Origin of the sequence: Polynucleobacter sp. HIN7 (genome assembly GCF_030297595.1) — a bacterium.
Classification (GTDB): domain Bacteria; phylum Pseudomonadota; class Gammaproteobacteria; order Burkholderiales; family Burkholderiaceae; genus Polynucleobacter.
In genome coordinates this window covers 988,971-1,012,299 of record NZ_AP028138.1, presented here as the reverse complement: position 1 = coordinate 1,012,299, position 23,329 = coordinate 988,971, and the positions used below count along the sequence as shown (strand labels likewise).

At 49.6% G+C, this 23,329-nt stretch carries 19 protein-coding genes; 13 read left to right on the top strand and 6 right to left on the bottom strand.

Features of this window, described 5'->3' with window-relative positions; genetic code table 11:
• Positions 1-20: 20 nt before the first annotated feature.
• Positions 21-746 carry a ribose-5-phosphate isomerase RpiA gene (gene rpiA / locus QUE64_RS05330; protein WP_286224867.1) on the top strand — a complete coding sequence of 242 codons (726 nt, stop codon included), beginning with the start codon at positions 21-23 and terminating at the stop codon, positions 744-746.
• 6 nt (positions 747-752) lie between these two features.
• Here rpiA and QUE64_RS05325 read toward each other — a convergent pair whose 3' ends face one another.
• Together QUE64_RS05325 and argA are read right to left on the bottom strand one after the other, a co-directional pair.
• Positions 753-1,025, bottom strand: coding sequence for an oxidative damage protection protein (locus QUE64_RS05325; RefSeq protein WP_286224866.1), 273 nt, complete (start codon positions 1,023-1,025; stop codon positions 753-755).
• 77 nt (positions 1,026-1,102) lie between these two features.
• Entirely contained in the window at positions 1,103-2,452 is a 1,350-nt protein-coding gene (gene argA / locus QUE64_RS05320; RefSeq protein ID WP_286224865.1) for an amino-acid N-acetyltransferase, read from the bottom strand.
• A gap of 85 nt (positions 2,453-2,537) precedes the next feature.
• Between argA and hrpA the strand changes: the two genes are divergently transcribed.
• From hrpA to QUE64_RS05265, 11 genes are all read left to right on the top strand, one after another.
• Positions 2,538-6,488: an ATP-dependent RNA helicase HrpA gene (gene hrpA, locus QUE64_RS05315; protein ID WP_286224864.1), complete on the top strand. Its 3,951-nt coding sequence runs from the start codon at positions 2,538-2,540 to the stop codon at positions 6,486-6,488.
• A 65-nt stretch (positions 6,489-6,553) separates the two neighbouring features.
• On the top strand, positions 6,554-7,540 hold the full coding sequence (locus tag QUE64_RS05310; protein ID WP_286224863.1) for a YVTN family beta-propeller repeat protein: 987 nt from the start codon (positions 6,554-6,556) through the stop codon (positions 7,538-7,540).
• 10 nt (positions 7,541-7,550) lie between these two features.
• Positions 7,551-8,300: a polysaccharide deacetylase family protein gene (locus QUE64_RS05305; protein ID WP_286224862.1), complete on the top strand. Its 750-nt coding sequence runs from the start codon at positions 7,551-7,553 to the stop codon at positions 8,298-8,300.
• A gap of 19 nt (positions 8,301-8,319) precedes the next feature.
• Complete coding sequence (locus QUE64_RS05300; protein ID WP_458574700.1) at positions 8,320-9,312, top strand: sterol desaturase family protein; 993 nt, start codon at positions 8,320-8,322, stop codon at positions 9,310-9,312.
• Positions 9,313-9,330: 18 nt separating this feature from the next.
• A complete protein-coding gene (locus QUE64_RS05295) occupies positions 9,331-10,200 on the top strand; it encodes an EI24 domain-containing protein (RefSeq protein WP_286224860.1) in 870 nt (289 codons plus the stop codon).
• Complete coding sequence (locus tag QUE64_RS05290; protein ID WP_286224859.1) at positions 10,193-11,008, top strand: competence/damage-inducible protein A; 816 nt, start codon at positions 10,193-10,195, stop codon at positions 11,006-11,008. Before QUE64_RS05295 ends, QUE64_RS05290 begins: the two co-directional genes overlap by 8 nt.
• A gap of 187 nt (positions 11,009-11,195) precedes the next feature.
• Positions 11,196-12,611 (top strand): type I glutamate--ammonia ligase, encoded by a 1,416-nt coding sequence (gene glnA / locus QUE64_RS05285; RefSeq protein WP_108508496.1) that lies wholly within the window; start codon positions 11,196-11,198, stop codon positions 12,609-12,611.
• A 23-nt stretch (positions 12,612-12,634) separates the two neighbouring features.
• Entirely contained in the window at positions 12,635-13,771 is a 1,137-nt protein-coding gene (gene glnL, locus QUE64_RS05280) for a nitrogen regulation protein NR(II) (RefSeq protein WP_286224858.1), read from the top strand.
• Positions 13,768-15,231, top strand: a complete 1,464-nt coding sequence (gene ntrC, locus QUE64_RS05275; RefSeq protein ID WP_286224857.1) for a nitrogen regulation protein NR(I) — start codon at positions 13,768-13,770, stop codon at positions 15,229-15,231. The genes glnL and ntrC overlap by 4 nt, the downstream gene beginning before the upstream one ends.
• A gap of 30 nt (positions 15,232-15,261) precedes the next feature.
• Positions 15,262-16,113 carry an exodeoxyribonuclease III gene (xth, locus tag QUE64_RS05270; RefSeq protein WP_286224856.1) on the top strand — a complete coding sequence of 284 codons (852 nt, stop codon included), beginning with the start codon at positions 15,262-15,264 and terminating at the stop codon, positions 16,111-16,113.
• A 170-nt stretch (positions 16,114-16,283) separates the two neighbouring features.
• Positions 16,284-16,835 (top strand): hypothetical protein, encoded by a 552-nt coding sequence (locus tag QUE64_RS05265; protein WP_286224855.1) that lies wholly within the window; start codon positions 16,284-16,286, stop codon positions 16,833-16,835.
• Here QUE64_RS05265 and QUE64_RS05260 read toward each other — a convergent pair whose 3' ends face one another.
• Positions 16,836-18,962: a M3 family metallopeptidase gene (locus tag QUE64_RS05260; RefSeq protein WP_286224854.1), complete on the bottom strand. Its 2,127-nt coding sequence runs from the start codon at positions 18,960-18,962 to the stop codon at positions 16,836-16,838.
• Between the two features lie 143 nt (positions 18,963-19,105).
• On the opposite strand from QUE64_RS05260, the gene QUE64_RS05255 reads away from it, so the two are divergent.
• The gene (locus QUE64_RS05255) at positions 19,106-19,237 is read left to right on the top strand and encodes a hypothetical protein (RefSeq protein WP_286224853.1); all 132 of its coding nucleotides are present in this window, start codon (positions 19,106-19,108) and stop codon (positions 19,235-19,237) included.
• On the opposite strand, the gene folD is transcribed toward QUE64_RS05255, so the two are convergent.
• From folD to QUE64_RS05240, 3 genes are read right to left on the bottom strand one after another with little or no spacing between them, the layout of a single operon-like run.
• Positions 19,230-20,099, bottom strand: a complete 870-nt coding sequence (gene folD / locus QUE64_RS05250) for a bifunctional methylenetetrahydrofolate dehydrogenase/methenyltetrahydrofolate cyclohydrolase FolD (protein WP_286224852.1) — start codon at positions 20,097-20,099, stop codon at positions 19,230-19,232. The genes QUE64_RS05255 and folD overlap by 8 nt on opposite strands.
• Positions 20,100-20,116: 17 nt before the next feature.
• Complete coding sequence (locus tag QUE64_RS05245) at positions 20,117-20,749, bottom strand: response regulator transcription factor (protein ID WP_215368546.1); 633 nt, start codon at positions 20,747-20,749, stop codon at positions 20,117-20,119.
• Positions 20,712-23,288: a PAS domain-containing sensor histidine kinase gene (locus QUE64_RS05240; protein WP_286224851.1), complete on the bottom strand. Its 2,577-nt coding sequence runs from the start codon at positions 23,286-23,288 to the stop codon at positions 20,712-20,714. The genes QUE64_RS05245 and QUE64_RS05240 overlap by 38 nt, the downstream gene beginning before the upstream one ends.
• Positions 23,289-23,329: the final 41 nt, after the last annotated feature.

The window sequence follows — 23,329 nt, the reverse complement described above, 5'->3', positions numbered from 1 at the left end:
CCTTCTGTATCATTGCGTTTATGAATCAAGACGACCTCAAAAAACGCGTTGCCCAAGCTGCCAAAGACTATGTCATTGGGGCTATGCCCAAGGGTCAGTATTTGGGGATCGGGACTGGCTCAACCGCTAACTGGTTTATTGATCTACTTGCACCGTACCGCGATCATTTTGCGGGAGTGATCTCAAGTTCACTAGCAAGCACTGAGCGTTTGCTTAAATTGGGCTTTCATGTGGTCGACGCCAACCAATTACCTGATGCGATTGCAAAGCAATCCTACCCCATGCCAATTTATGTGGATGGTGCTGATGAAATTAATCCGCAGGGTCATATGATCAAAGGTGGTGGCGGCGCTTTAACCCGCGAGAAGATTATTGCTAGCATGGCTCAAGACTTTATCTGCATCTGCGATGAGACTAAACTCGTGCAGCAACTTGGCCACTTTCCCCTCCCGGTAGAGATTATTCCCCTGGCGCAAACGGCGGTTACCAAAGCCCTTGCCCTATTTGGTGGGCAAGCTCAATTAAGACTGATCAAATCCGGTAAAGCCGAAGGTCAACCGTATCTCACCGATAACAAGGCTTGGATCTTAGATATCCATGGCTTATCCATTGAAGATCCGATCACCCTTGAGGAGGCTATTAATCAAATCCCAGGCGTAATTAGTGTGGGACTCTTTGCCAAACGTAAGGCAGATGTATTGCTTTTGGGTAAAGAGGAAACCGTAGAAACTCTTCGATTTAGCTAAGCGCAACTACTGCGTAGGTGGCACATAGCCACTAGCCATATCGGCGCCACCTTCAAAGAAATACTTCTCGACCTGCTTGAGAAGGTATTGGCGGGCTCGGGGATCGGCCATATTGAGGCGGTTCTCATTAATGAGCATGGTCTGGTGCTTTAGCCATCCAGCCCAAGCCTCTTTAGATACCTGATTCCAGATCTTTTTACCAAGATCGCCAGGTAGGGGAGCAAAATCTAAGCCCTCAGCTTCTTTATTAAGCTTAATGCATTGAACCATTCGTGCCATATCAACCTCGATTGAACTAATTGCATTGATTATAGGCACTCCACCCGAGTTGGTATTGCACCTCAAAATGCGGGGGATTAAATCTTCTTGGTGAGCACCATGGATTTGCGATCCCAGTTGTAGATCTGCTTACGCTCTTCTGGAAGATCGTCAACGGTGGCACGCACAAAGCCGCGCTTGAGGAACCAGTGCTCCGTACGGGTTGTCAAAACAAATAATTTGTTAATGCCTTCTTGCTTGGCGCGTGCTTCAATGCGTTTTAATAGCCGCTCACCATCACCCGAACCCTGGGAGTTGGGGTCGACCACTAGGCAAGCAAGCTCACCCACACCATTCGGAAACGGAAAGAGGGCGGCGCAACCAAATAAGACCTTATCGTGCTCGATGACCGAGAACCTGGCGATATCGCGCTCGATCACGTCCTGACCACGCGCAGCCAAAATGCCCTCTGCTTCGAGTGGCAGTGTGAGTTGCAAAATACCACCCACATCATCTTGCGTTGCCTCACGCAGGTTCTCAATATCGGAGGCGGCCAGCATCATGCCTACTCCATCGTGTGTGAACAATTCTTCGAGTAAAACGCCATCCCGATCGCAGGGTAAGAAATGCGCACGGCTCACACCAGAGCGCACCGCGCGCATAGCCGTGTTCAAGAAGTTGCGCATATTACTGGGTAGATCAGGGTAGAGCTGGAGGTAGTGCTGTAGTTGGGCAATCGATAGCTCGGTAACCAGATGACCTTCCTCATCTTGCAACCCTGGGAATGGAGTTAAGAACATCAGCTTATCGGCTTTGAGGGCTGCAGCAGTAGCGGCAGCCACATCTTCAAACGACAAGTTAAATGCCTGACCAGTGGGTGAGAATCCAAGTGGTGAGAGTAATACCAACTTACCGCTATTGAGGGACATCCGAATCGATTCGGAGTCGACTTTACGGACAAGCCCAGTGAGTAGGTAATCGATCCCATCAACCACACCAATCGGCATTGCCGTAATAAAGTTGCCCGAGATCACCGAGATGCGGGAGCCCGCCATGGGGGTATTGGGTAAACCGCGACTAAACGCAGCTTCAATATCCAGACGCAGTTCACCAGCCGCCTCTTTGACACACTCAAGAGCGGGAGCATCGGTAATCCGATAACTGCTCATGTGGCCCTTACCAAACTTGCTCTTGATCTTACGCAAGGAGAGCTGCTCATCGATTTGGGGACGAATACCATGAACCAGGACGATGCGCATACCCATGGCATGCAACATGGCAATGTCCTCAATTAGGTTCTCGAGTTGATCGAAGTCCTGGGCTAGCTCACCGGCAAAGGCAATAACAAAGGTTTTCTCACGAAAAGCGTGGATATAGGGCGCTACCTCGCGTAGCCAGCCAACGAAGGGAAAGTGAGCAGAATGGGAGGAGGATGGAAGCGCGGACATAATGCGAAAATTATAGGGTGCAAGCGCGTAGATACCAAATAAATCATGGATGCCAATCCCTACAACTCATGCTTCGGGCTAGACTATGAGCGAGTCAAGCGCGATCGTTTGGCATTCACTACGGGGTAAACCCATTACCTTCCCAGAGAGTTTGCCGGTCTCCTCGCAGCGCGAGGTAATCGCCAAAGCCTTACTGGCAAGCCCTGTGATCATTGTGTGCGGAGAAACGGGTTCAGGCAAAACCACCCAGCTCCCCAAAATATGCCTGGCCTTGGGTCGAGGCAAAATCCATCAGGGTGGACTAATCGGTCATACGCAGCCGCGTCGTATTGCCGCCACAAGTACCGCCAAACGAATTGCCCAAGAGCTGGGTACACCTTTGGGTGAGGACGTGGGCTTTCAGGTGCGCTTTGCCGATCACACCAGTAGCCAAGCATCGATCAAATTAATGACCGACGGGATTTTGTTGGCGGAGACCCAGGCTGATCCTCTCCTTAAAAAGTACGACACCATCATCATTGATGAGGCCCATGAGCGCAGTCTCAATATTGATTTCTTACTTGGGTATCTTAAGCAACTGATCGCCAAGCGACCCGATCTCAAGCTCATCATCACCTCAGCGACGATCGATGCCCAACGGTTTGCCAACCACTTTGCAATCCATGGTCAAGCTGCTCCGGTGATTGAGGTGAGTGGTCGACTCTTTCCAGTGGAGCAACGTTATGCACCATTGCAAGTTGATGGTCAAAAGGAGGCTCTTGAGATCCCCGAAGCGGTTTGCAAAGCAATTGGCGATGTGTGGCGTGAGGGTGCCGCAGGGGCTGGCGATGTCCTGGTATTTTTGCCGGGTGAGCGGGAGATTCGGGAGTGTGCTGAAGCCTTACGCAAAGACCCATTTCTACAACAACGTTTCCATCCAGAGATCCTCAGCCTATTCGCACGGCAAGCAGTGAGTGAACAAGAGCGCGTATTCCAAACCGGCAATGGCCGCCGGATTGTGTTGGCAACCAATGTGGCCGAGACCTCCTTGACCGTGCCGAACATTCGGTATGTGATTGACTCAGGATTAGCGCGCGTCAAGCGTTACTCCTATCGGAATAAGGTTGAACAGCTTCAAGTGGAGCCGATCTCTCAGGCTGCAGCGAACCAACGCGCGGGTCGTTGTGGCCGGGTAGCCGACGGTATCTGCATTCGCCTCTATAGTGAAGTGGATTACCAAGCGCGCGCCGCGTATACCGACCCAGAGATCTTGCGCAGCTCACTCGCCGCCGTGATCTTGCGAATGGCCGCATTGCGCCTACCCAATATTGCGCAATTTCCATTCATTGATAAACCCTTGGGCCGGGCGATTGTGGATGGCATGCAGCTCTTGGAGGAGCTGGGTGCGATTGAGAACGTAGCCGAGCCAGATGTGCAGGGTCAACACCGTGTTCGACTCAGCGCGATTGGCAAGGCTCTCGCTGAGCTGCCTTTAGATCCTCGTATCGGGCGGATCTTGCTCGCTGCGCGTGAGCAGCAGGCACTCAAAGAACTCACCATCATTGCTGCAGCCATGGCCTGTCAGGATCCGCGTGAGCGACCGATGGAGTTTGCCAGTGCCGCCGATCAAGCCCACTTGCAATTTGCTGATGAGCGTTCTGAGTTCCTATCGTTTGTGAAACTGTGGAACTGGTATCAAGAGGCTCTGAAACACAAGCAAAGTAATCGCCAGCTGGAGAATCAATGCCGCAGCCTCTTTCTTTCGCCTAGGCGTCTTCGAGAATGGCGCGATGTGCATGGGCAATTACATGTCTTGCTGGCGGAGAAGGGTTGGAAAGAGAATCAAACCCCAGCAACCTATGAGCAAATCCATACAGCACTTCTTACTGGGCTTCTTGGCTATATTGGCAAGCGCGACGAAGATGCAAGCGATCAACGGGGCAATAAAGCCGGTGACTATCTCGGGGCTCGGGGTATTCGTTTATTCATTTGGCCGGGATCGAGCCTGGGTAAAAAAGTGGGCGCATGGTTTGTGGCGGGTGAGATTCAAGAGACCACTCGCTTATACGCGAGAACCTTAGCCAAGATCGAGCCTCAATGGATTGAGCGCGTTGCCAAACATCGTTTGGTGAAATCATTGAGCGACCCCTTTTGGGATAAGGAACGCGGCGAGGTCTTAGCCTTTGAGCGAGCCACACTGTATGGCTTACCCGTCTACCATGGTCGACGAGTGGCTTATGCGCCGCACGATGCAAGGGAGGCGCATGCCTTGTTTATTCAGAAAGCCTTAGTCGAAGGGGAGATGTTTGGTAAGGTCGACACCCCAGCTTTGGAGCGTGAGACCCAAGCGGAAGCAAAACGTCGTTACGGTAAATTATTTGCCTTCTTTTGGCACAACCGTCAAATGATTCGGGAAGTGGAGGCGCTCGAGCATCGGTCACGCCGCCCTGATGTATTAGTGGACGATGAGTTGCTATGCGCTTTCTATCGCGAACGAATTCCAGAAACGGTCTATAGTCGTAGCGGTCTCCAAGCCTGGCTTGAGGAGGATCGTGCCAAACTGGAACAAAAAGACCAGAGTCTGCGTCTCCAGAAATCAGACCTGATGCGCCATGAAGCTGCAGGTATTAGCGCTGACCGCTACCCCAAAACAATCGTCATGAATGGTGTGAGCTTGCAAACTAGCTATCACTTTGAACCGGGTAGTCCCAAAGATGGCATTACCTTGATCGTACCCATCACCGTTCTGAATCAGGTCGATGCGATTCAAGTGGAGTGGCTCGTGCCAGGCCTCTGTGTTGAGAAAGTCCAGCTACTTCTGAAGTCCTTGCCACAAAAGATTCGTCGTCATTGCATCCCATTGCCAGAGAGTGCTAAACAATTTGTTCAAGAACACTTAGACAGCAACAGTTTTGGGAAGGGGGATTTGATTGATCGGCTGATGCGCTATATCCGTGACCAGAATCCAATTGAGGTCAAGCGCACCGACTTTCGACCTGAGACCCTACCGGTCCATTGCTTCATGAACTTCCGTTTAATCGATGAGCATGGTCGACAGCTAGAGTTAGAGCGTAACTTAAATCGCTTACGTAGCGAGTATGGTGCGATAGCGCGTGACGCCTTCCAGAGCCTTGCTGATGCCAATATAAGAACGGTACAAACGGATCAAGCACAGGCATTACCCATTCAGAAGGGTAGTTATCAGGCTTGGGATTTTGGTGAGCTAGCGCAGACCGTCACCATGACACGTGGAAACCAAACTATTCAGGGTTATCCAGCGTTAGTGGATCGTAAGACAGCAGTAGAGCTGGAGGTATTTGATGATCCAGCGGAGGCGAAACGAATCCACCGCCAGGGTTTGTGCCGACTATATAGCTTGGTCTTAAAAGAGTACACGAAGGCTTTGCATAAACAATTGCCACATGCACGTGACATCGGTTTACTCTTTATTCAATTAGGATCAGCCGAGGAGCTCATCGAGCACATTGGCATGATGGCGATTGAGCGTGCCATGTTACAAAACCAATATCCCACCAATAAAGCAGAGTTTGAAGAATCACTAAAACAAGGCAAACCCCGCCTCATGCTCATTGCTGGTGAGATCGCGAAACACGTGTTAACCAGCCTGCAAGAGTATGCCGAGTTGCATAAGAAATTAATTGCTGCCAAAGCCCTATCAAGTAGTGCCTATGAAGACATGCGCTCGCAATTACAGGGATTGATTCATGCGCAGTTTGTGAAGCAAATACCTTATGAGCATTTGGTGCACATACCACGCTACCTGAAGGCCATTGGGCTAAGGATTGAAAAACTGCGTAGTAATGCTAGCCGCGACGCTCAAAACCAGCGCGATTGGGAGTCCGTTGCCAGGCCTTGGCAGAGGATGATGCAGGAGAGTAAAAGTACCGTTGGCATGAATGATGAGCACGATGCGCGCTTGCGTGAGTTCCGGTGGCAGCTCGAGGAGTTACGGGTTGCCTTATTTGCCCAAGAACTCAAGACCCCCATGCCAATGTCGGTCAAGCGTCTCGAAAAGGTCTTAGCCAGTCTGCGCTAATAAGCCTAGAGTTCTTAGGCCTTTGGCCACTTTGGGTGCGGCAAGTAGGGCCTTACAATCACTCTATGCAAATTATTCAACGAATCTCAATCATTGCAGTAGCCTCGCTGCTATGGATCTCAGTCGCACATGCTGCCCCCACTGAACCTAAACTCGCGATTGTGCTGAACTCCGGCGAGGCAACCGTGAGCCTCATCGATATGCAAACCCGCAAGGTGACCAAAACCTTTTATGTTGGCAAAGAGCCGCATCATTTGATGATGACCCCGGATGAGAAAACTCTCTTGGTCGCCAATGCGGTGGGCGATGACATTGCCTTGCTGAATCCATTAACCGGTGAGATTACTGGACGGATCCCCAAAATTATCGATCCTTATCAGATTGGCTATTCGCCTAACAATAAATGGTTTGTGGCGGCTGCCAATCGTTTAGACCGTGTTGATGTCTACGCTGCCAATGGTGCCGACTTTAAGTTGGCTAAATCAATTCCTGCAGCCAAGACCCCTAGTCACATCGCGTTTACTGCCGATAGCAAACTGGCATTTGTGACCTTGCAAGATTCGGCTGAGGTAGTGGCGATTGATTTGGATAAGCAGGTGATCGTCTGGCGGATGCGCACCGGACCGGTTCCTGCCGGCTTGTGGATGACGCCCAATGATCAGTACTTATTAGTCGGCATTACTGGGGCAGATTATGTGCAGGTGATTGATTGGCGCAACCAAAAAGAGATTAAACGTATCAAGACAGGCAACGGAGCGCATAACTTTCGGCCAATGGGTGACAAGAAGCATGTGTTTGTCACCAATCGTGTAGCGAACTCGATTAGCCTTTTGAATATGCAAACTCTTGAGAAGGTCGGTGATATCACGGGACTTCCCGCAGGACCGGACGATATGGAGTTAACGCCTGATGGTAAAACCTTGTGGGTCACCCTGCGCTTCTCAAAACGAGTGGGCGTGATCGATGTACCCTCGATGAAACTGATTGATGTGATTCCGGTGGGGCGCTCTCCACACGGTGTCTTTTTCTATCCCCGCGCTAAGTGGGAGTAGGGTGTCTCGCATGCGCATGATTCGGTATCCACTCATCATCGCATGCATTCTCTTGAGCCAAGTCGTGTCTGCACAATCCAGTGCTTGTAAAAATACGGCTTACCTCACGTTTGATACTGGCAATATGGCGGTTGCTGAGTACATCGCGCAAGTACTCAAGCAACAGAACATTAAAGCCACTTTCTTCTTAGCCAATGAGAAAACCAAACAGGGCGGCTATTCGTTGGATGATTCATGGAAGGGGTATTGGCAAGCCAGACTTCAAGAGGGCCATCGCTTTGGTAGTCACACCTACGATCACAGCTATTGGGTCCAAGATGTTGGTGAGAGTGATGTGATGTTAAGACCCCAGTTTGGCAAAAATGCTGGCAAAGCGATTCGTTTTGATCAAGCGCAACTTTGCCAAGAAATTTCCAGAGTGAGCACCCGTTTTCAGGAGCTCACAGGTAAGCCGATTGATCTGATCTGGCGTGCGCCGGGCGGTAAGACCTCACCTCGACTAATTGCCATGGGTGAGCGGTGTGGCTATCGCCACATTGGTTGGTCCCCCAGCGGCTTTCTGGGTGATGAGTTGGACTCTAAGCGTTTTCCGAATGCAAAGTTACTGGAGCAGGCCAGTCGGGGTCTCAAGAATGGTGATATTGCTATTGCCCATTTGGGGATTTGGTCCCGCGAGGATCCATGGGCGCCTGCGGTTCTGGAGCCGCTCATTGAGAACTGGAAGAAACGCGGCTTCTGCTTCGCCTTAATCCCGAATTGACGATAATAGGGGCATGAGCCTGATTCAATCGATTCAAGACGCTTACGCAGATTTGCATACCTGGTTGTATACGCAGATGGTCGAACCTATTTTGTTCCGAGCCGGTGCGATGGCATGGGCGGAAGATCTGTTTGACGGTACCGAATGGTTTATGTTGGGCGTGATTCAGATTCTGATCATTGCCATTGTGTTTCGGACCTGGGAGCGTATCAACCCTGCTGAATCTCAGAACAATACAAGACCGTATGTGCGGACGGATATTCTCTACACCCTGATTCACCGCCTTGGTTTATTCCATGGGGCATTCTTTATCTTGTTCTCAAGCCTGTTTTTCTACCTCTCGGGTGTCTTACACGATTGGCGCTTTGAGCGTTTTAATGTCGAGGGCTGGATCCCCGGTGTAACCACCATCCCCATCGTCAGTTTTCTGATCTATCTGATCATTCTCGATTTCATTGATTATTGGTATCACCGCGCCTCGCATCGCTTTCATTGGTGGTGGCAGTTGCATGCCTTGCACCATAGCCAAACACGCATGACCGCATGGTCCGATGATCGCAATCACATCATCGATGATGTGATGCGTGCCATGGTCTTTGCTTTCTTTGCCCTGATCTTTGGTGTACCGCCTGGGCAATTTATCTTTTTGGTAGTGGTCGGACAGTTGGTGCAAAGCTGGCAACATGCCAATCTGAAGATTGATCTTGGCCCCGCAAAGTATCTATTGGTATCACCCATGTTTCATCGTTATCACCACGCGGTCGGTTATGGCCATGATGCGCCGGGTAAGCCTGGCGTATTGGGAGGTTGTAATTTTGGGGTGTTATTTCCGTGGTGGGATATGTTGTTTGGTACTGCGGTGTTTGAGAAGCGCGTTTTTCCAACGGGTGTTCGTAATCTTGAAGTATCGAATAATCTTTTGGTACAGCAATGGCAGGGCTTCACACACTCCTTGCGATACCTGTTGAATCTACCCCGGTCAACAGAGACCAAATCCAAATCGATCAGCTAAGTAGATGAAGGAGCACGATTGTCTGAGTTAATTCGTTCACTGGGCCTCGCATTGGTTGGGACCATGCACCCAAAAATGCTGTGGTTGAGCTTTCGGCCATTTCTAATTGTGTCGATCTTCTGGGGGGTCGTGATTTGGTTGATCTGGTCGCCTGCGCTAGAGATGCTTCGTACCTTCCTAACTGCATCGATCTTCACAAGCTGGATTCAATCGGGACTTGAGTACGTTGGCTTTGATGAGGCGCGTGCTTGGATTGCACCCTTGTTCTTAGTGATCTTATTAATACCAATCATTGCCATTAGCCTCTTGGTCTTTATTACATTCTCGACCGTTCCTGCTGTAGTGGATTCGGTCGTGAAACAAAAATCCTACGAAGGAATCATGCGAATCAAGGGTGGCAGCTTGGTTGGCAGCTTCTTTTATACCCTGTGGTCCGCACTGATTTGCTTGGCTCTGGTGATGCTGACCCTACCGGTATGGTGGATCCCCCCATTATTTGCGATTCTGCCACCGCTCTTGTGGGGCTGGTTAACGATGCGTTTGATGGCCTATGATGTTTTACTAGATCACGCAACAGCAGAAGAGCGCAATCAATTACTGGAGAAGCATCGCTGGACTCTTTTGGGAATGGGCGTGGTCGCAGGGATGATTGGTGCGGTTCCTACATTCTTTTGGGCCACCTCGGTATTGGCTTTAATCCTCTTTCCATTTGTATCCTTTGTGGCACTGTGGATCTACTCACTCATCTTTATCTTCTCCGCTCTTTGGTTTAGCCATTTCTTATTGCATGCCCTCAAGCAATTACGTCAGAAGGAGCAATTGAACACGATTGACACCTCGGCAACCTTGATCGCTAATCCATCGAATCCAGGAGTAATTGATGGCTAATGAGCGTCGTTTTGGCTTAATCGTCATTGGAGATGAGATTCTGTCAGGCCGTCGCAGTGATAAGCATCTGAGCAAGATGATTGAGTTACTCAGTGAGCGGGGCATGCATTTGTCATGGGCTCGTTATGTGGCGGACGACCCCAATCACATTACCCAAACCCTTAAAGAAACCTTTGCAAGTGGTGATGTGGTGTTTAGTACGGGTGGTATTGGCGCAACACCGGATGACCATACGCGTCTAGCCGCCGCTCGCGCTTTAGGGGTTGAACTTGCTTTGCATCCGCAGGCCAAAGAGCTCATTACGGCGCGCATCGTTGCCAGTGCCGAGGGCGACCCTATTAAAGCCGATCTCAATCGTCCTGAGAACCAACATCGTTTTAAGATGGGTGAGTTCCCAATCGGTAGCGAGATCATTCCCAATCCATACAATCAGATTCCGGGATTTCGGATCCGTGAGCACCATTTCTTTCCAGGATTTCCAGTAATGGCTGCGCCGATGATGGCCTGGTGTTTGGATGAACATTACCGTGATCATTTTCATCAAACGAACTGGTTAGAGCAAAGTTTCATTGTTCCTAGTGGTATCGAATCGACCTTAACCCCACTCATGGAATCCATTGAGTCTGAATTTCAAGGGATTAAAGTGTTTAGCTTGCCTTCGGTGGGTGATCCGATTCGGGGTGGCGTGTTTGCTAGACGCCACATTGAGTTGGGCGTGAAGGGTGATGCAGATATCGTGCCAATGGCCCTTGAAAAGCTCAAATCTGGCACTTCTGATCTTGGTTTTGAGGTTTTTATTCACCAATAAATCCACTTTATTGCACTTAAATAGTGCAATATTGGCTTAAATCGCGATTTATTCACCAAAGTAGTGCAAAATGTCAAAATTGTGCAATCCTGCACGAGTACAGTTCATCCTGTGTATTAAATCGGAATTGGCATGGTTAAAACCATGTTGTTGAAAAACGCATTATCTATTCATTGAGGAGAGTTGCATGACCAAAACTGTCGCAGACGTAATGAAATTAGTCAAAGAAAAGGAATGTACTTTTGTGGACTTCCGCTTTGTGGATACCAAGGGAAAAGAGCAGCACGTATCGGTTCCTATCTCCGCATTCAATGAAGATAAATTTGAGAGTGGTCATGCGTTCGATGGTTCATCGATTGCTGGATGGAAGGGTATTGAGGCGTCGGATATGTTGCTCATGCCAGACCCAACCGCAGCGTATGTCGATCCATTCTATGAAGAGCCAACTTTGGTTCTCACCTGTGATGTGATCGAGCCATCCGATGGTAAGGGCTATGATCGCGACCCACGTTCGATTGCTAAGCGTGCTGAAGCGTATTTAAAGAGCTCCGGTTTAGGAGATACGGCTTACTTTGGTCCAGAACCAGAGTTCTTTGTATTTGATGGCGTGCAGTGGAATGTCGACATGCAAGGTTGCTTCGTAAAGATCAATTCTGAAGAGGCACCATGGTCATCGGGTGCTGATATTGAAGGTGGTAACACGGGTCATCGTCCTGGTAAGAAGGGTGGTTATTTCCCCGTTGCACCTGTTGATACTTTCCAAGACATGCGTTCGGAGATGTGCTTGATTCTTGAGTCCTTGGGCATTCCCGTGGAAGTGCATCACCATGAAGTTGCGGGTCAAGGCCAAAATGAATTGGGTACCAAGTTCAGCACGCTCGTACAGCGCGCCGATTGGACCATTTGGCAAAAGTATGTCGTCCAGAACGTAGCGCACGCCTATGGCAAGACCGCAACCTTTATGCCAAAGCCAGTGGTTGGTGATAACGGCTCAGGCATGCACGTGCATCAGTCGGTCTGGAAAAACGGTGAGAACCTCTTTGCAGGCAATGGCTACTCGGGATTGTCTGAGTTCGCGCTTTATTACATTGGCGGCATTATCAAGCACGCTCGTGCACTCAATGCGATTACCAACCCAGGTACGAACTCCTATAAGCGTTTAGTTCCAGGCTTTGAGGCCCCTGTGAAGTTGGCATACTCAGCACGTAACCGCTCGGCATCGATTCGTATTCCATACGTTGCTAATCCAAAAGGTCGTCGGATTGAGACCCGTTTCCCTGACCCATTAGCAAATCCATACTTGGCATTCTCTGCCTTGTTGATGGCAGGCCTGGACGGTGTACAGAACAAGATTCATCCAGGTGAAGCAGCTGATAAGAACCTCTATGATTTGCCACCTGAAGAAGATGCCAAGATCCCAACCGTGTGCCATAGCTTGGATCAAGCTCTGGAGTGCTTGGATAAGGATCGCGAGTTCTTGACTCGTGGTGGCGTGTTCACAAATTCGATGCTCGATGCTTACATTGATCTGAAGATGGAAGAAGTCACCCGCTTCAGAATGACCACGCATCCGATCGAGTTTGATATGTATTACTCGCTGTAATTATTTGATTGGTTGCGCGCGCTATGTTGCGTAATCCATTAAGTAAAGGGGCGGTTACTGGTTCGCCAGTCGCTGCCCCTTTTGTTTCCAGCATGCTCGACCAAATGCCAAACTCGGTATTGGTGTTTGTGGGCGCCACAAAAGATTTAGCCTATGCCAACGCTGCTGCCGAAGCATCCTTGGATTTATCCCGCAAGAGCTTACAAGGCTTAACCCTGTACGACCTCTTTGGCGATAACCAATCCTTAAATCACATGATTGATGAGGTCTTTGCAGGCCGCGCTGCGGCTCAGCGCCAAGAGTTAGTGTTGTACTCGGTTCCTGGAAAAATCTATCGTGAGCCACTTGCAGTGCATGTGGTGATTGCAATGTTAGAAGATCCAACGCTCATGATGATGGAGTGGTTCCCGATCGATCAACAATTACGTAGTGAGCGTGACGAGCGCGTCTCGCATCAAGTTGAAGCCAATAAACAACTCATGCGTAACCTTGCGCACGAGATCAAAAATCCCCTCGGTGGCATTCGAGGGGCTGCTCAACTTTTAGAGTTTGAGTTACCCGAGAAGGGCCTGCGCGAGTACACCCAGGTCATTATTAAAGAGTCAGATCGCCTGCAAACCCTCGTGGATCGTTTACTGGCGCCGCATCGCAAAGCCCATGCGATGGAGCCGCTTAATATTCATGAGGTTTTGGAGCGCATTCGTAGCCTGGTATTGGCTGAGTTCCCCCAAGGCTTGAAGATTATTCGGAACTACGACACCAGCTTGCCCGATATATTAGGCGATCAGGAGCAGCTGATTCAAGCGGTCCTCAATATTGTGCACAACGCTGCGCAAGCCTTGGCTGATGAAATTCGCCGTGGGACCGCCCAGATTGAATTACGAACCCGCGTCGCACGCTCGGTCACGATTGCGAAGCAACGTCATAAATTAGCCTTGGATCTGCATGTGATTGATAACGGTCCTGGTATCCCCGATGAGATTCGGGAGCGGATCTTTTTTCCCTTAGTCTCGGGACGCGAGGGCGGGAGTGGTCTTGGTTTAACCCTTGCGCAAACCTTTGTGCAGCAGCATCAGGGCTTTATTGCCTGCGAGAGCCGTCCAGGCTATACAGATTTTCATATACAGATTCCTTATCGGAAGCAGGAGATAGCGGCATGAGCAAACCAATCTGGATCGTGGATGACGATCAATCTATTCGCTGGGTTCTCGAGAAGGCACTAAGTCGCGAGAAGATACCGCATCGTAGCTTCAGCAATCCCAATGACGTGCTCAATGCCCTTGAAAAAGAATCCCCAGAGGTATTGATCTCCGATATCCGTATGCCTCGTGGCAATGGCATTGATTTGTTACAGCATGTGAAGGCGAGCCACCCGCATTTGCCAGTCATCATTATGACCGCCTATTCAGACCTCGAGTCAGCGGTTTCATCGTTTCAGAGTGGGGCGTTTGAGTATCTCACCAAACCATTTGATATCGATAAGGCCGTGGAGTTGATTCATCGTGCGGTTAGTGAAGGCAAGCGCTCACCAGGACCCAATAAAGAATCCAATGCATGGCTTCAAGAGGCCCCAGAGATTATTGGTCAAGCGCCAGCTATGCAAGAGGTCTTTCGAGCCATCGGACGTTTATCCCAATCGCAAGTCACGGTGCTGATTACAGGTGAGTCTGGAACGGGTAAAGAGTTGGTGGCGCACGCACTGCATAAACACAGCCCACGGGCCAAGGGACCATTTATCGCCTTGAACACCGCAGCTATTCCCAAAGACCTACTTGAGTCCGAGTTATTTGGCCATGAGCGCGGCGCATTTACCGGTGCGCAAGCACTGCGGCGTGGACGTTTTGAGCAGGCTGAGGGCGGCACACTCTTCTTAGATGAGATCGGTGATATGCCATTTGATTTGCAAACTCGGCTCTTAAGGGTGTTATCGGATGGTCATTACTACCGCGTGGGTGGGCATGATCCGATTCGGGCGAACGTGCGCATTATTGCTGCGACCCATCAGAACCTAGAGGCAAGAGTGGCGCAAGGATTATTCCGGGAAGATCTATTGCATCGCTTAAATGTGATTCGGATCCGTTTGCCCGCTTTACGCGAGCGCTCGGAGGATATTCCTGCACTTGCACGGCACTTCATGATCTCCAGTGCGAAGTCTTTAGGGGTTGAGGCAAAGCGCCTATCGGATGAGGCCATTAAGGCGATTAGCCAAATGTCCTTTCCCGGAAACGTCCGCCAACTCGAGAACCTTTGCCACTGGATGACCGTGATGTCACCCTCCACCATTGTTGGGGTTCATGATCTCCCCGAGGATTTACTGCAATCGGCCAATCCACCTGCTGCAAGCGCAATTTCATCAGTAGCTACTTCCATACCAAGCCTAGAGCCGAGCATTGGTCAGAGGGGCGGGGATTGGGAGAGTAACTTACATCGCTTGGCGGTCAAGATGCTGCAAGAAAACCAAGACGAGGTATTTGATTCTCTCTTAGCTAAGTTTGAGCGCTCGGTCTTAAGTGCGGCGCTTGAGGTCACGCGCGGCCGTAAGGTAGAGGCAGCAACCCGCTTAGGAATTGGACGCAATACGATCACTCGCAAACTGCAAGAGTTGCAGATCGAAGCCTAAGTTAACATCGCTGGCCTTTACAATCCAGTGATGTCTACTCATTCAAGTATTCGTTTAGCGGCTTGGAATGTTAATTCCATCAAGGTTCGTTTGCCGCATGTGATTCAGTGGTTAGAGGGCCAGGAAAAAGCGCAACGCCCAATCGATGCTCTGTGCCTTCAAGAGCTTAAGCTCACTGACGATAAATATCCCCATCACGAGTTGGAGCAAGCCGGCTACTTGAGTCTTACCAATGGTCAAAAAACCTATAACGGGGTCGCAATTGTGGTGCGTAAGGCTGCGCTTGGCGCTATCAGCACCGATCATCAAACCACTTTTCTGAAAGTGACCAAGAACATCCCAAATTTCGCTGATGAGCAACAACGCATCCTTGCTGCTACCGTTTGTTTTAAAGAGATGCCACCGATACGCTTAATCTCGGCCTATTTCCCAAATGGTCAAGATCCTGCTAGTGATAAGTTTATTTATAAACTTAATTGGCTTCATGCTCTCAGAATATGGCTCGCCACCGAGCTGAAAACCTATCCACGTCTAGCACTCTTGGGAGACTTTAATATCGCCCCCGAAGATCAGGATGTGCATGACCCTAAGGCCTGGGAAGGGCAAAATCTAGTATCACCCCAAGAGCGAGAGCAGTTTCAGAAACTCATTCAATTGGGATTGCACGACTCTTTCAGACTCTTTGAACAAGCACCCAAGACCTATAGCTGGTGGGACTATCGCATGATGGGGTTTAGGCGCAATGCGGGTCTTCGCATAGATCACGTATTACTCAGCAAAGAACTCAAAGAGAAGTGTATAGCCAGCACTATCGATAAGACCCCCCGAGGCTGGGAGCAACCATCGGATCATGCGCCGGTAATCGCACAGATTGCCTATTGAAAAGTAGCCTCATGAGATTAATAGTCTTTGCTATTTTGTCTCTTACAGGTTTGCATCTACATGCAAGCTGTACTGATCAGCTTATTGATAATGTGAAGTATTCAAATGAATTTACAGTTCCATACATATTAACTAGTCAAAATCAATCACCCCAGTACGTTTTAATCTTAATGCCCGGAGGAGCTGGTACTCTCAATCCGCACATCAATAATGAGGGTAAGTTGCAATTTGACTTCGCTGGCAACTTCCTGATTCGTTCCAGGAACCGGTTTTGTGATTCGCAATTTGCAACAGCCTCAACTAATTCAACGGAGAGCCCAGAGAGGATGGGTGCCTTAATTAATGATTTAGGGACACGCTTCCCAAATGCCAAAATCTGTATGGTGGGAACCAGTCGGAGTACCTACTCCACAATGGGATTGGCAGAAAAGTTTGACGGTAAGATCAATTGCATCATTCATACAGCATCCATGAACCAAATTGCCCGCTTTGATACTCGCAAGTTCAAGAGTAGACACCTGATGGTTCATCATAAAAATGATCCATGCCATTTGACCACCTATGCCAGTACCCAATCTAATCATGAGCGGTATAAAACACCTTTGATTACCATGGAAGGTGGGAGCTCAACGGGCGATGCGTGCCAAGCATTTTCTTATCATGGCTTTCATGACATTGAGCAGCAAACCATTGATCAAATAAAGGCTTGGATTAAGCAGTAGCTAGGCCTGCGCCACCAAGCCACCATGACGCAGTAGCGCATCAATTTGTGGAGGACGCCCCCGAAACGCCGCAAATGACTCAGCAGCCGGGCGACTACCGCCTACCTCCAAAATCTCTTGGCGATACCGAACACCCGTCTCTGGATCCAAGACCGTACCCTTAATCTTGGCCGCTTCCTCAAATGCAGCATACACATCTGCCGATAAAACCTCAGCCCATTTATAGCTGTAATAGCCTGCGGCATAACCGCCCGCAAAGATATGACTAAAGGTATTGGGCCAGCGTGAGATCGATGCTTGTGGGATCACGTGGTATTCGTTATTGATCGATCGGGCCAGGTCTAAGACCGCCTGACCTTGTGCGGTATTTGCATCAAAGCGCGAATGCAAACGCCAATCAGTTAAGGAAAACACTAGCTGACGCATGGTGGTTAAGCCATTTTGGAAGTTCTTGGCAGCCAGCATTTTGTCAAATAAGGATCGGGGTAAAGGCTCGCCCGTATCAATATGAGCGGTCATGCCTTGTAACACTTCCCACTCCCAGCAGAAGTTCTCCATAAACTGGCTGGGTAACTCAACTGCATCCCATTCAACTCCATTAATACCAGAGACACCCAATGCGCCCACTTGCGTGAGAAGGTGGTGAAGACCATGACCGCTTTCATGAAAGAGGGTAATCACATCATCGTGAGTAATTGTTGGTTGGCGCAATTGACCATCAACCTCAACGGGTGCAGCAAAATTACAAACCAGATACGCAACTGGTGCCTGCACCTCGCCATTACTAAAAACACGACGGCCACGCGCATCATCCATCCATGCACCACCGCGTTTGCCTGGACGCGCATAGGGATCTAGGTAAAAGTAAGCAATGGGTTGCTGCTGACCATTTAGGATCTCAAACGATTGAACGCTAGGATGCCATGTGGGCAGCGATGCAGGGCGGATACTCACTGAGAATAGGGTCTGGATTACCTTAAACAATCCCTCTAAAACCTTTGGAAGAGGGAAGTACTGTTTGAGTTCATTCTCAGAGAACGCATAACGAGCTTGCTTGAGCCTCTCGGATACAAATGCCATATCCCATGGCTCAATTTCTTGAAGGCCTAGGGACTTCATTCCAAACTCTTGCAGCTCTAACCAATCCTTTTGTGCAAATGGTTTGGCGCGTTGGGCAAAGTCACTTAAAAAGGTATCGACCTCAGCCACATCTCGTGCCATCTTGGGAGCTAAGCTGAGTGCCGCATAGTTTGCAAACCCAAGCATTCCTGCTTCTTCATCCCGCAGACGTAATTGATCAATCATGTTTTGGGTGTTATCCCATTCCAGTTGACCACGACCATATTGCGCAGCTAGCTCGGAGGCGCGGGTGACGTATGCCTCATACATGAGACGCCGCAGTGAGCGATTCTCAGCATACTGTTGCACAGGATAATAGGATGGAAAGTGCAGAGTAAATGCCCAACCTTCCAAACCCTTTTGTTTGGCAGTATCAGCCGCTGCCGCAATCACATCCTCAGGCAATCCAGCCAGATCGTCAATCGAGGTCACCACATGCACAAATGCGTCGGTGGCGTCGAGCACGTGATCTGAAAAAGCTTTAGCCAAAACCGCCTGCTCATCCTGGATCTGGGCAAAGCGGGGCTTATCAGTATCGGGTAGCTCCGCGCCTCCCAAACGAAAGTCACGCAAGGAGTTCTCAATCACTTTCTTTTGATCAACACTTAGAGCTTCAAATGAAGAGCTATTCCTTAACTCTTTATAGCGCTGGTAGAGGGCTAAGTTTTGCCCAAGACTGGCAAAGAAGGCGGTAACTTTGGGTAACATCGCACCATACGCTGCACGAAGTTCTGGAGTATCAGCGACTGCATTGAGGTGCGATACCACCCCCCATGAACGACCCAATTGCTCGGTGGCATCCTCAAGTGGTTCGACTAAATCAAGCCACGTTGCTGGTGTTTTTGGATCGACCGCCACAGTAACCGCACTCTCGCAAATACCTAGCAAGTGCTCAATGGCTGGAGCAATTTGGTCAGGACGCACGGCATCGTACTGCGCAATGCCGCGACCAAAGGATAAAAGGGGATTTCGGGAATCGAGGGAGGAGGGATTGATTGGAGCATTCATAGGGATAGCTTAATGGAATTTTCTTCAAAAGGTTTTATCAACACTAGATGACTGCATCTTTATTAAGAGTCATAAAATATGGAATTTATGAATAGGATTTCGTGGTGGAGAACTTAAAAAAGCAAAGTCGAATTATTCAAGACATGAATAAAACTTTTTCTACCTTAAAAAAGGCCGGAGTGATTAACGCTCAGCAAATAGCCGAATATCAATCTATTTCAACTAGAAAACCAAAACAAATGAATCAAAACTTAGGGGAAGTAAAAACTAGCTAAGCTTACTCACTGGCTTGGTACTACGCTCAACCGCCTCTAAGGTATTCATGAGGAGCATGGTGATGGTCATGGGACCAACGCCGCCTGGTACGGGGGTAATCCAACCTGCCACATACTTGGCCGTATCAAAATCCACATCGCCACAGAGCTTGCCATCTGGTAGGCGATTAATACCCACGTCAATGACAACCGACCCTGGCTTGATCATATTGCCAGTAATCATCTTGGGTTTGCCAGTTGCAACCACGAGGATATCCGCCTCTTTAGTGTGAGCTGTGAGATCTTTGGTCTTGCTATTGCAAATCGTGACCGTGGCGCCCGCTTGAAGTAAAAGCATTGCCATGGGCTTGCCCACAATATTGGATGCCCCAATCACAACCGCACGCGCACCACGCAGTGGGTACTCAATGCTCTCGAGCATCTTCATGCAGCCATAAGGTGTGCAGGGCTTAAAGAGTGGGGCGCCGACCATGAGGGCGCCAGCATTAGCCACATGAAATCCATCAACATCCTTCTCGGAAGCAATCGCCTCTAAGACGCGATCAGCAGCGATATGCTTAGGCAAGGGTAATTGCACCAAGATCCCATGAATACTCGGATCTGCATTAAGAGTCGCAATGCGCGCCAGAAGTTGGGCTTCATCAAGCTCCGCAGGGTAGCGCTCCAAGACCGAATGAAATCCCACATCCTCACAGGCTTTCACTTTATTGCGAACATACACTTGGCTCGCAGGATCATCTCCGACCACAATCACAGCCAATCCGGGACGCACACCTTTGGCGGTCAGAATGGCCGAGCGGGTTGCAATCTCAGCCCGAAGTTTTTTCGAGAGAAGATTACCGTCAATCAGTTGGGCTGGCATCGCGCTTACTCGAATGATTAAGAGAGTGCCAGACGTAGCAGGTCGGCAACAGTGTTGACGTTGAGCTTCTCCATGATGTTGGCACGATGTGCTTCAACGGTCTTAATAGAGATGCTCAGATCATCGGCAATTTGTTTGTTCAGACGACCTGCCACAATGCGCTCCAAAACCTGGCGCTCACGACCGGTGAGTTTGCTCAAGAGGCTCTGTGTGTTCTTACGTTGATCTGCCTGTGCAAAATCCACGCGTGCCTTGGTGAGCATTCGCTCAACCAGCGCGCATAGTTCATTCTCTTTAAAGGGCTTCTCAATAAAGTCGACCGCGCCACGTTTCATGGTCGACACTGCCATCGAGACATCCCCGTGACCAGTGATGAACGAAATGGGCATCGGTAAGTTCTCGCTGATGAGACGCTCTTGGAGCTCAAGACCAGACATACCAGGCATGCGCACATCCAAGATTAAGCACGAGATTGTCGACTTATCAGTGTTTTGGAGTGACTGCAAGAAGCGCTCGGCACTGGCATGACAACGGACGGTGTAGCCATTGCTTTCAAGTAACCAGGTCAGAGAGTCGCGCACTGCCTCATCGTCGTCAACCACATAAACGACTTCAGCCTGGGTTGTTTTCGGTGGATTGCTCATGTTCATTGCTATTTCCTATTGACGTCTTTGTTATTTGACTGGATTCCAACGGTAACAGAATTGTAAAGGTGCAGCCGACTAAGCGTGTGTGCTCGGTATCCATGTGATTTTTGGCCCACAGCCTACCATGGTGGGACTCGATGATGGAGCGGCAGATATTTAGGCCCATGCCCATTCCATCGGATTTGGTGCTAAAAAAGGGTTCAAACATTCGGTTGAGAACCGACTCGGCGATGCCGGCCCCAGCATCGGTCACCCGAATCCGCAGCATGCTAGGGAAGGTGCTGGTTTCGAGGTCAGCGCTAATCTTCACCGGTGGGGCCGACCAACGTGAGGAGAGGGGGTAAACCTCGCGCAGGCTATCTAAGGAGTTTTTCAGGAGGTTGACCAAGACCTGCTGAATCAGAACAGGGTCAAGCTGAACCTGAGGAATATCAGGGGCTATCTCGGAAATAATCTTGAGGCGATGGCGATTTGCTTCAATCTCCACCAGACCAACAGAGTCAGCGATGATGTCGCCAATATTGCATAACTTACTTTGTGGCTCACTCCGTTTTACAAAGCTACGAATGCGCGAAATGATGGTGCCTGCCCGATGTGCTTGGTCGCTGGCTTTTTCGAGTGCAGGAACTAATTCAGTGGAAAGCGGATTTTGGGTGCTCGATAGCCGCTTAGCAATTCCCATGCAATAGTTCGAGATCGCAGAGAGAGGTTGGTTGAGCTCGTGTGCGAGTGAGGATGCCATCTCACCCATGGTGGTAAGACGGCTAGTAAATTGCATCCGCTCTTCCTGTTGTCTGGCGAGCTCCTCGGTATTCTTGCGCAGCGTGATATCCGTAGCAATCAGTAACTGTGCCAGGTGACCATCCACCCAGGAAATATAACGGCGCCGTACCTCGTACCAATGCGTCGTATCGCCTCGTAACTGAATCTCCTCAGATTCAATTTCATTGGATTGTTTTAAGGCAGAGGCAGGCAAGCCTGCTAAGGCATCGACGTTATCACCTTCAAAATGGAAGATGGAAGATGGATCCATCTCATGGCCGGTTAGATCAATATGCCCCTTGGCGGTATCACCAAAGCGCTCACGGTAATAGCGATTAGCAAATAGCAGTTCGCCAGTTTCAATCGAGACCACCGATACGGCCGCATCTAAGCCCTCAAGCACTGTGACAAAGCGTTCTTGAGTAGCCGATAATTCTTCTCGGATCTTTTTGGGTTCTGAGATATCAATCACCGATGTCACCCAACCGGTTTGCTGGCCCTTATCATTGATTAATGGGGCGATAAAGGTACGTGTTGCAATCCGGGTTCCATTCTTACGCTGAATCGTGCCCTCGATCCCATTCTTCGCATTACCCTCAAGCGCCCCAGCCATCTTTTGCATTAATTCTTCGTGAAGCTCGGCTGGCCAGAATGGAAAGGGCGGTTTTAATCCAAGCAACTCCTCTTGGGCCCAGCCGGTCATTTCAGAAAATGATCGATTGACATAGGTAATGCGTTTTTCCATATCATGCGCCCGAATTCCGACCGGCATGGAGTCTTCTAGCACCCTACGGAAGCTACTCTCAGTTCGTAAGTTTGCTTCAGTGAGTTGACGCACTTGCATCTGTTTTAGAACCGACCACAAACTCCAGACCACAAAAGCGGATAAGCCAATCACAACACCCAGCAGCATCCGAAAGGTGAGGTCAGTTGGAGGTGGATAGGTATCCACGCGTAACATAATGTTGGGGCCCAGCGCACCAAAGTCCAGACTCGTTTCATTACTGAGTGAGCGCGTGGGTGTATCGCGATCGGATGAGATGGCGAGCACTCGATTATCTTTACCAATTAAGGAGTAGCGGTGCTGGCTCTTTAGCTCGGGTGGAATAATGTATTGCAAGATCCCTTGGCTCGAGTACATCACAGCTAATGCACCTGTCGCTTCCCCATCTTTGAAGATTGAAATAACCTCCCAAAAAACCGATTGACGCTCACTCATGATTGGATCGTCTTTCGGGACGGTAATACTAATTACCTGACTATAGGCGGGTCGATTAGTCTCACGACTTAAGAACAGAGCTTTCTTTAGTTCTCGATCAATATCGGTTGCTTGGGGCACGATATCAAACCATTCATGATTACGAGCAGGGGGAGGGACCATCCATTGCCGCCACTCGTTATCGTTTAACCAGATGAGCTGCAATATCTCGGGGTTGCCTAAGACAAAGGACTCGATTTGAGCTAAGACCTTGTCACGTCCGGCGCGATCATTTTGGGTTTGGGCGAGATCACGACTAAAGGATTGCAAGGCTTCGCTGTTATTGATAAAGCGCAGCTGAATCCGCTGCTTCACCAAACTTAGTTCACGAAAGAGGGAGCCCTCTTGTTGTTGTCGCTCTTGAACTTGCAGTGTTCCAAGAATGATGGCCATCACCACCAAAAAGATCACAATCGCCATTAGTGGCGTGTAAACCAAGCGCGAACCAATAAAGCGCCGGATCGAAGGCATTCGTTTAAACGCTTCGTAGAGCTTTACCTGCAAGGAGTTCCCAGTAGCCAATCCAAGGGTCTTTCTAATTAAAAGAAGTTCCTAATATAAAG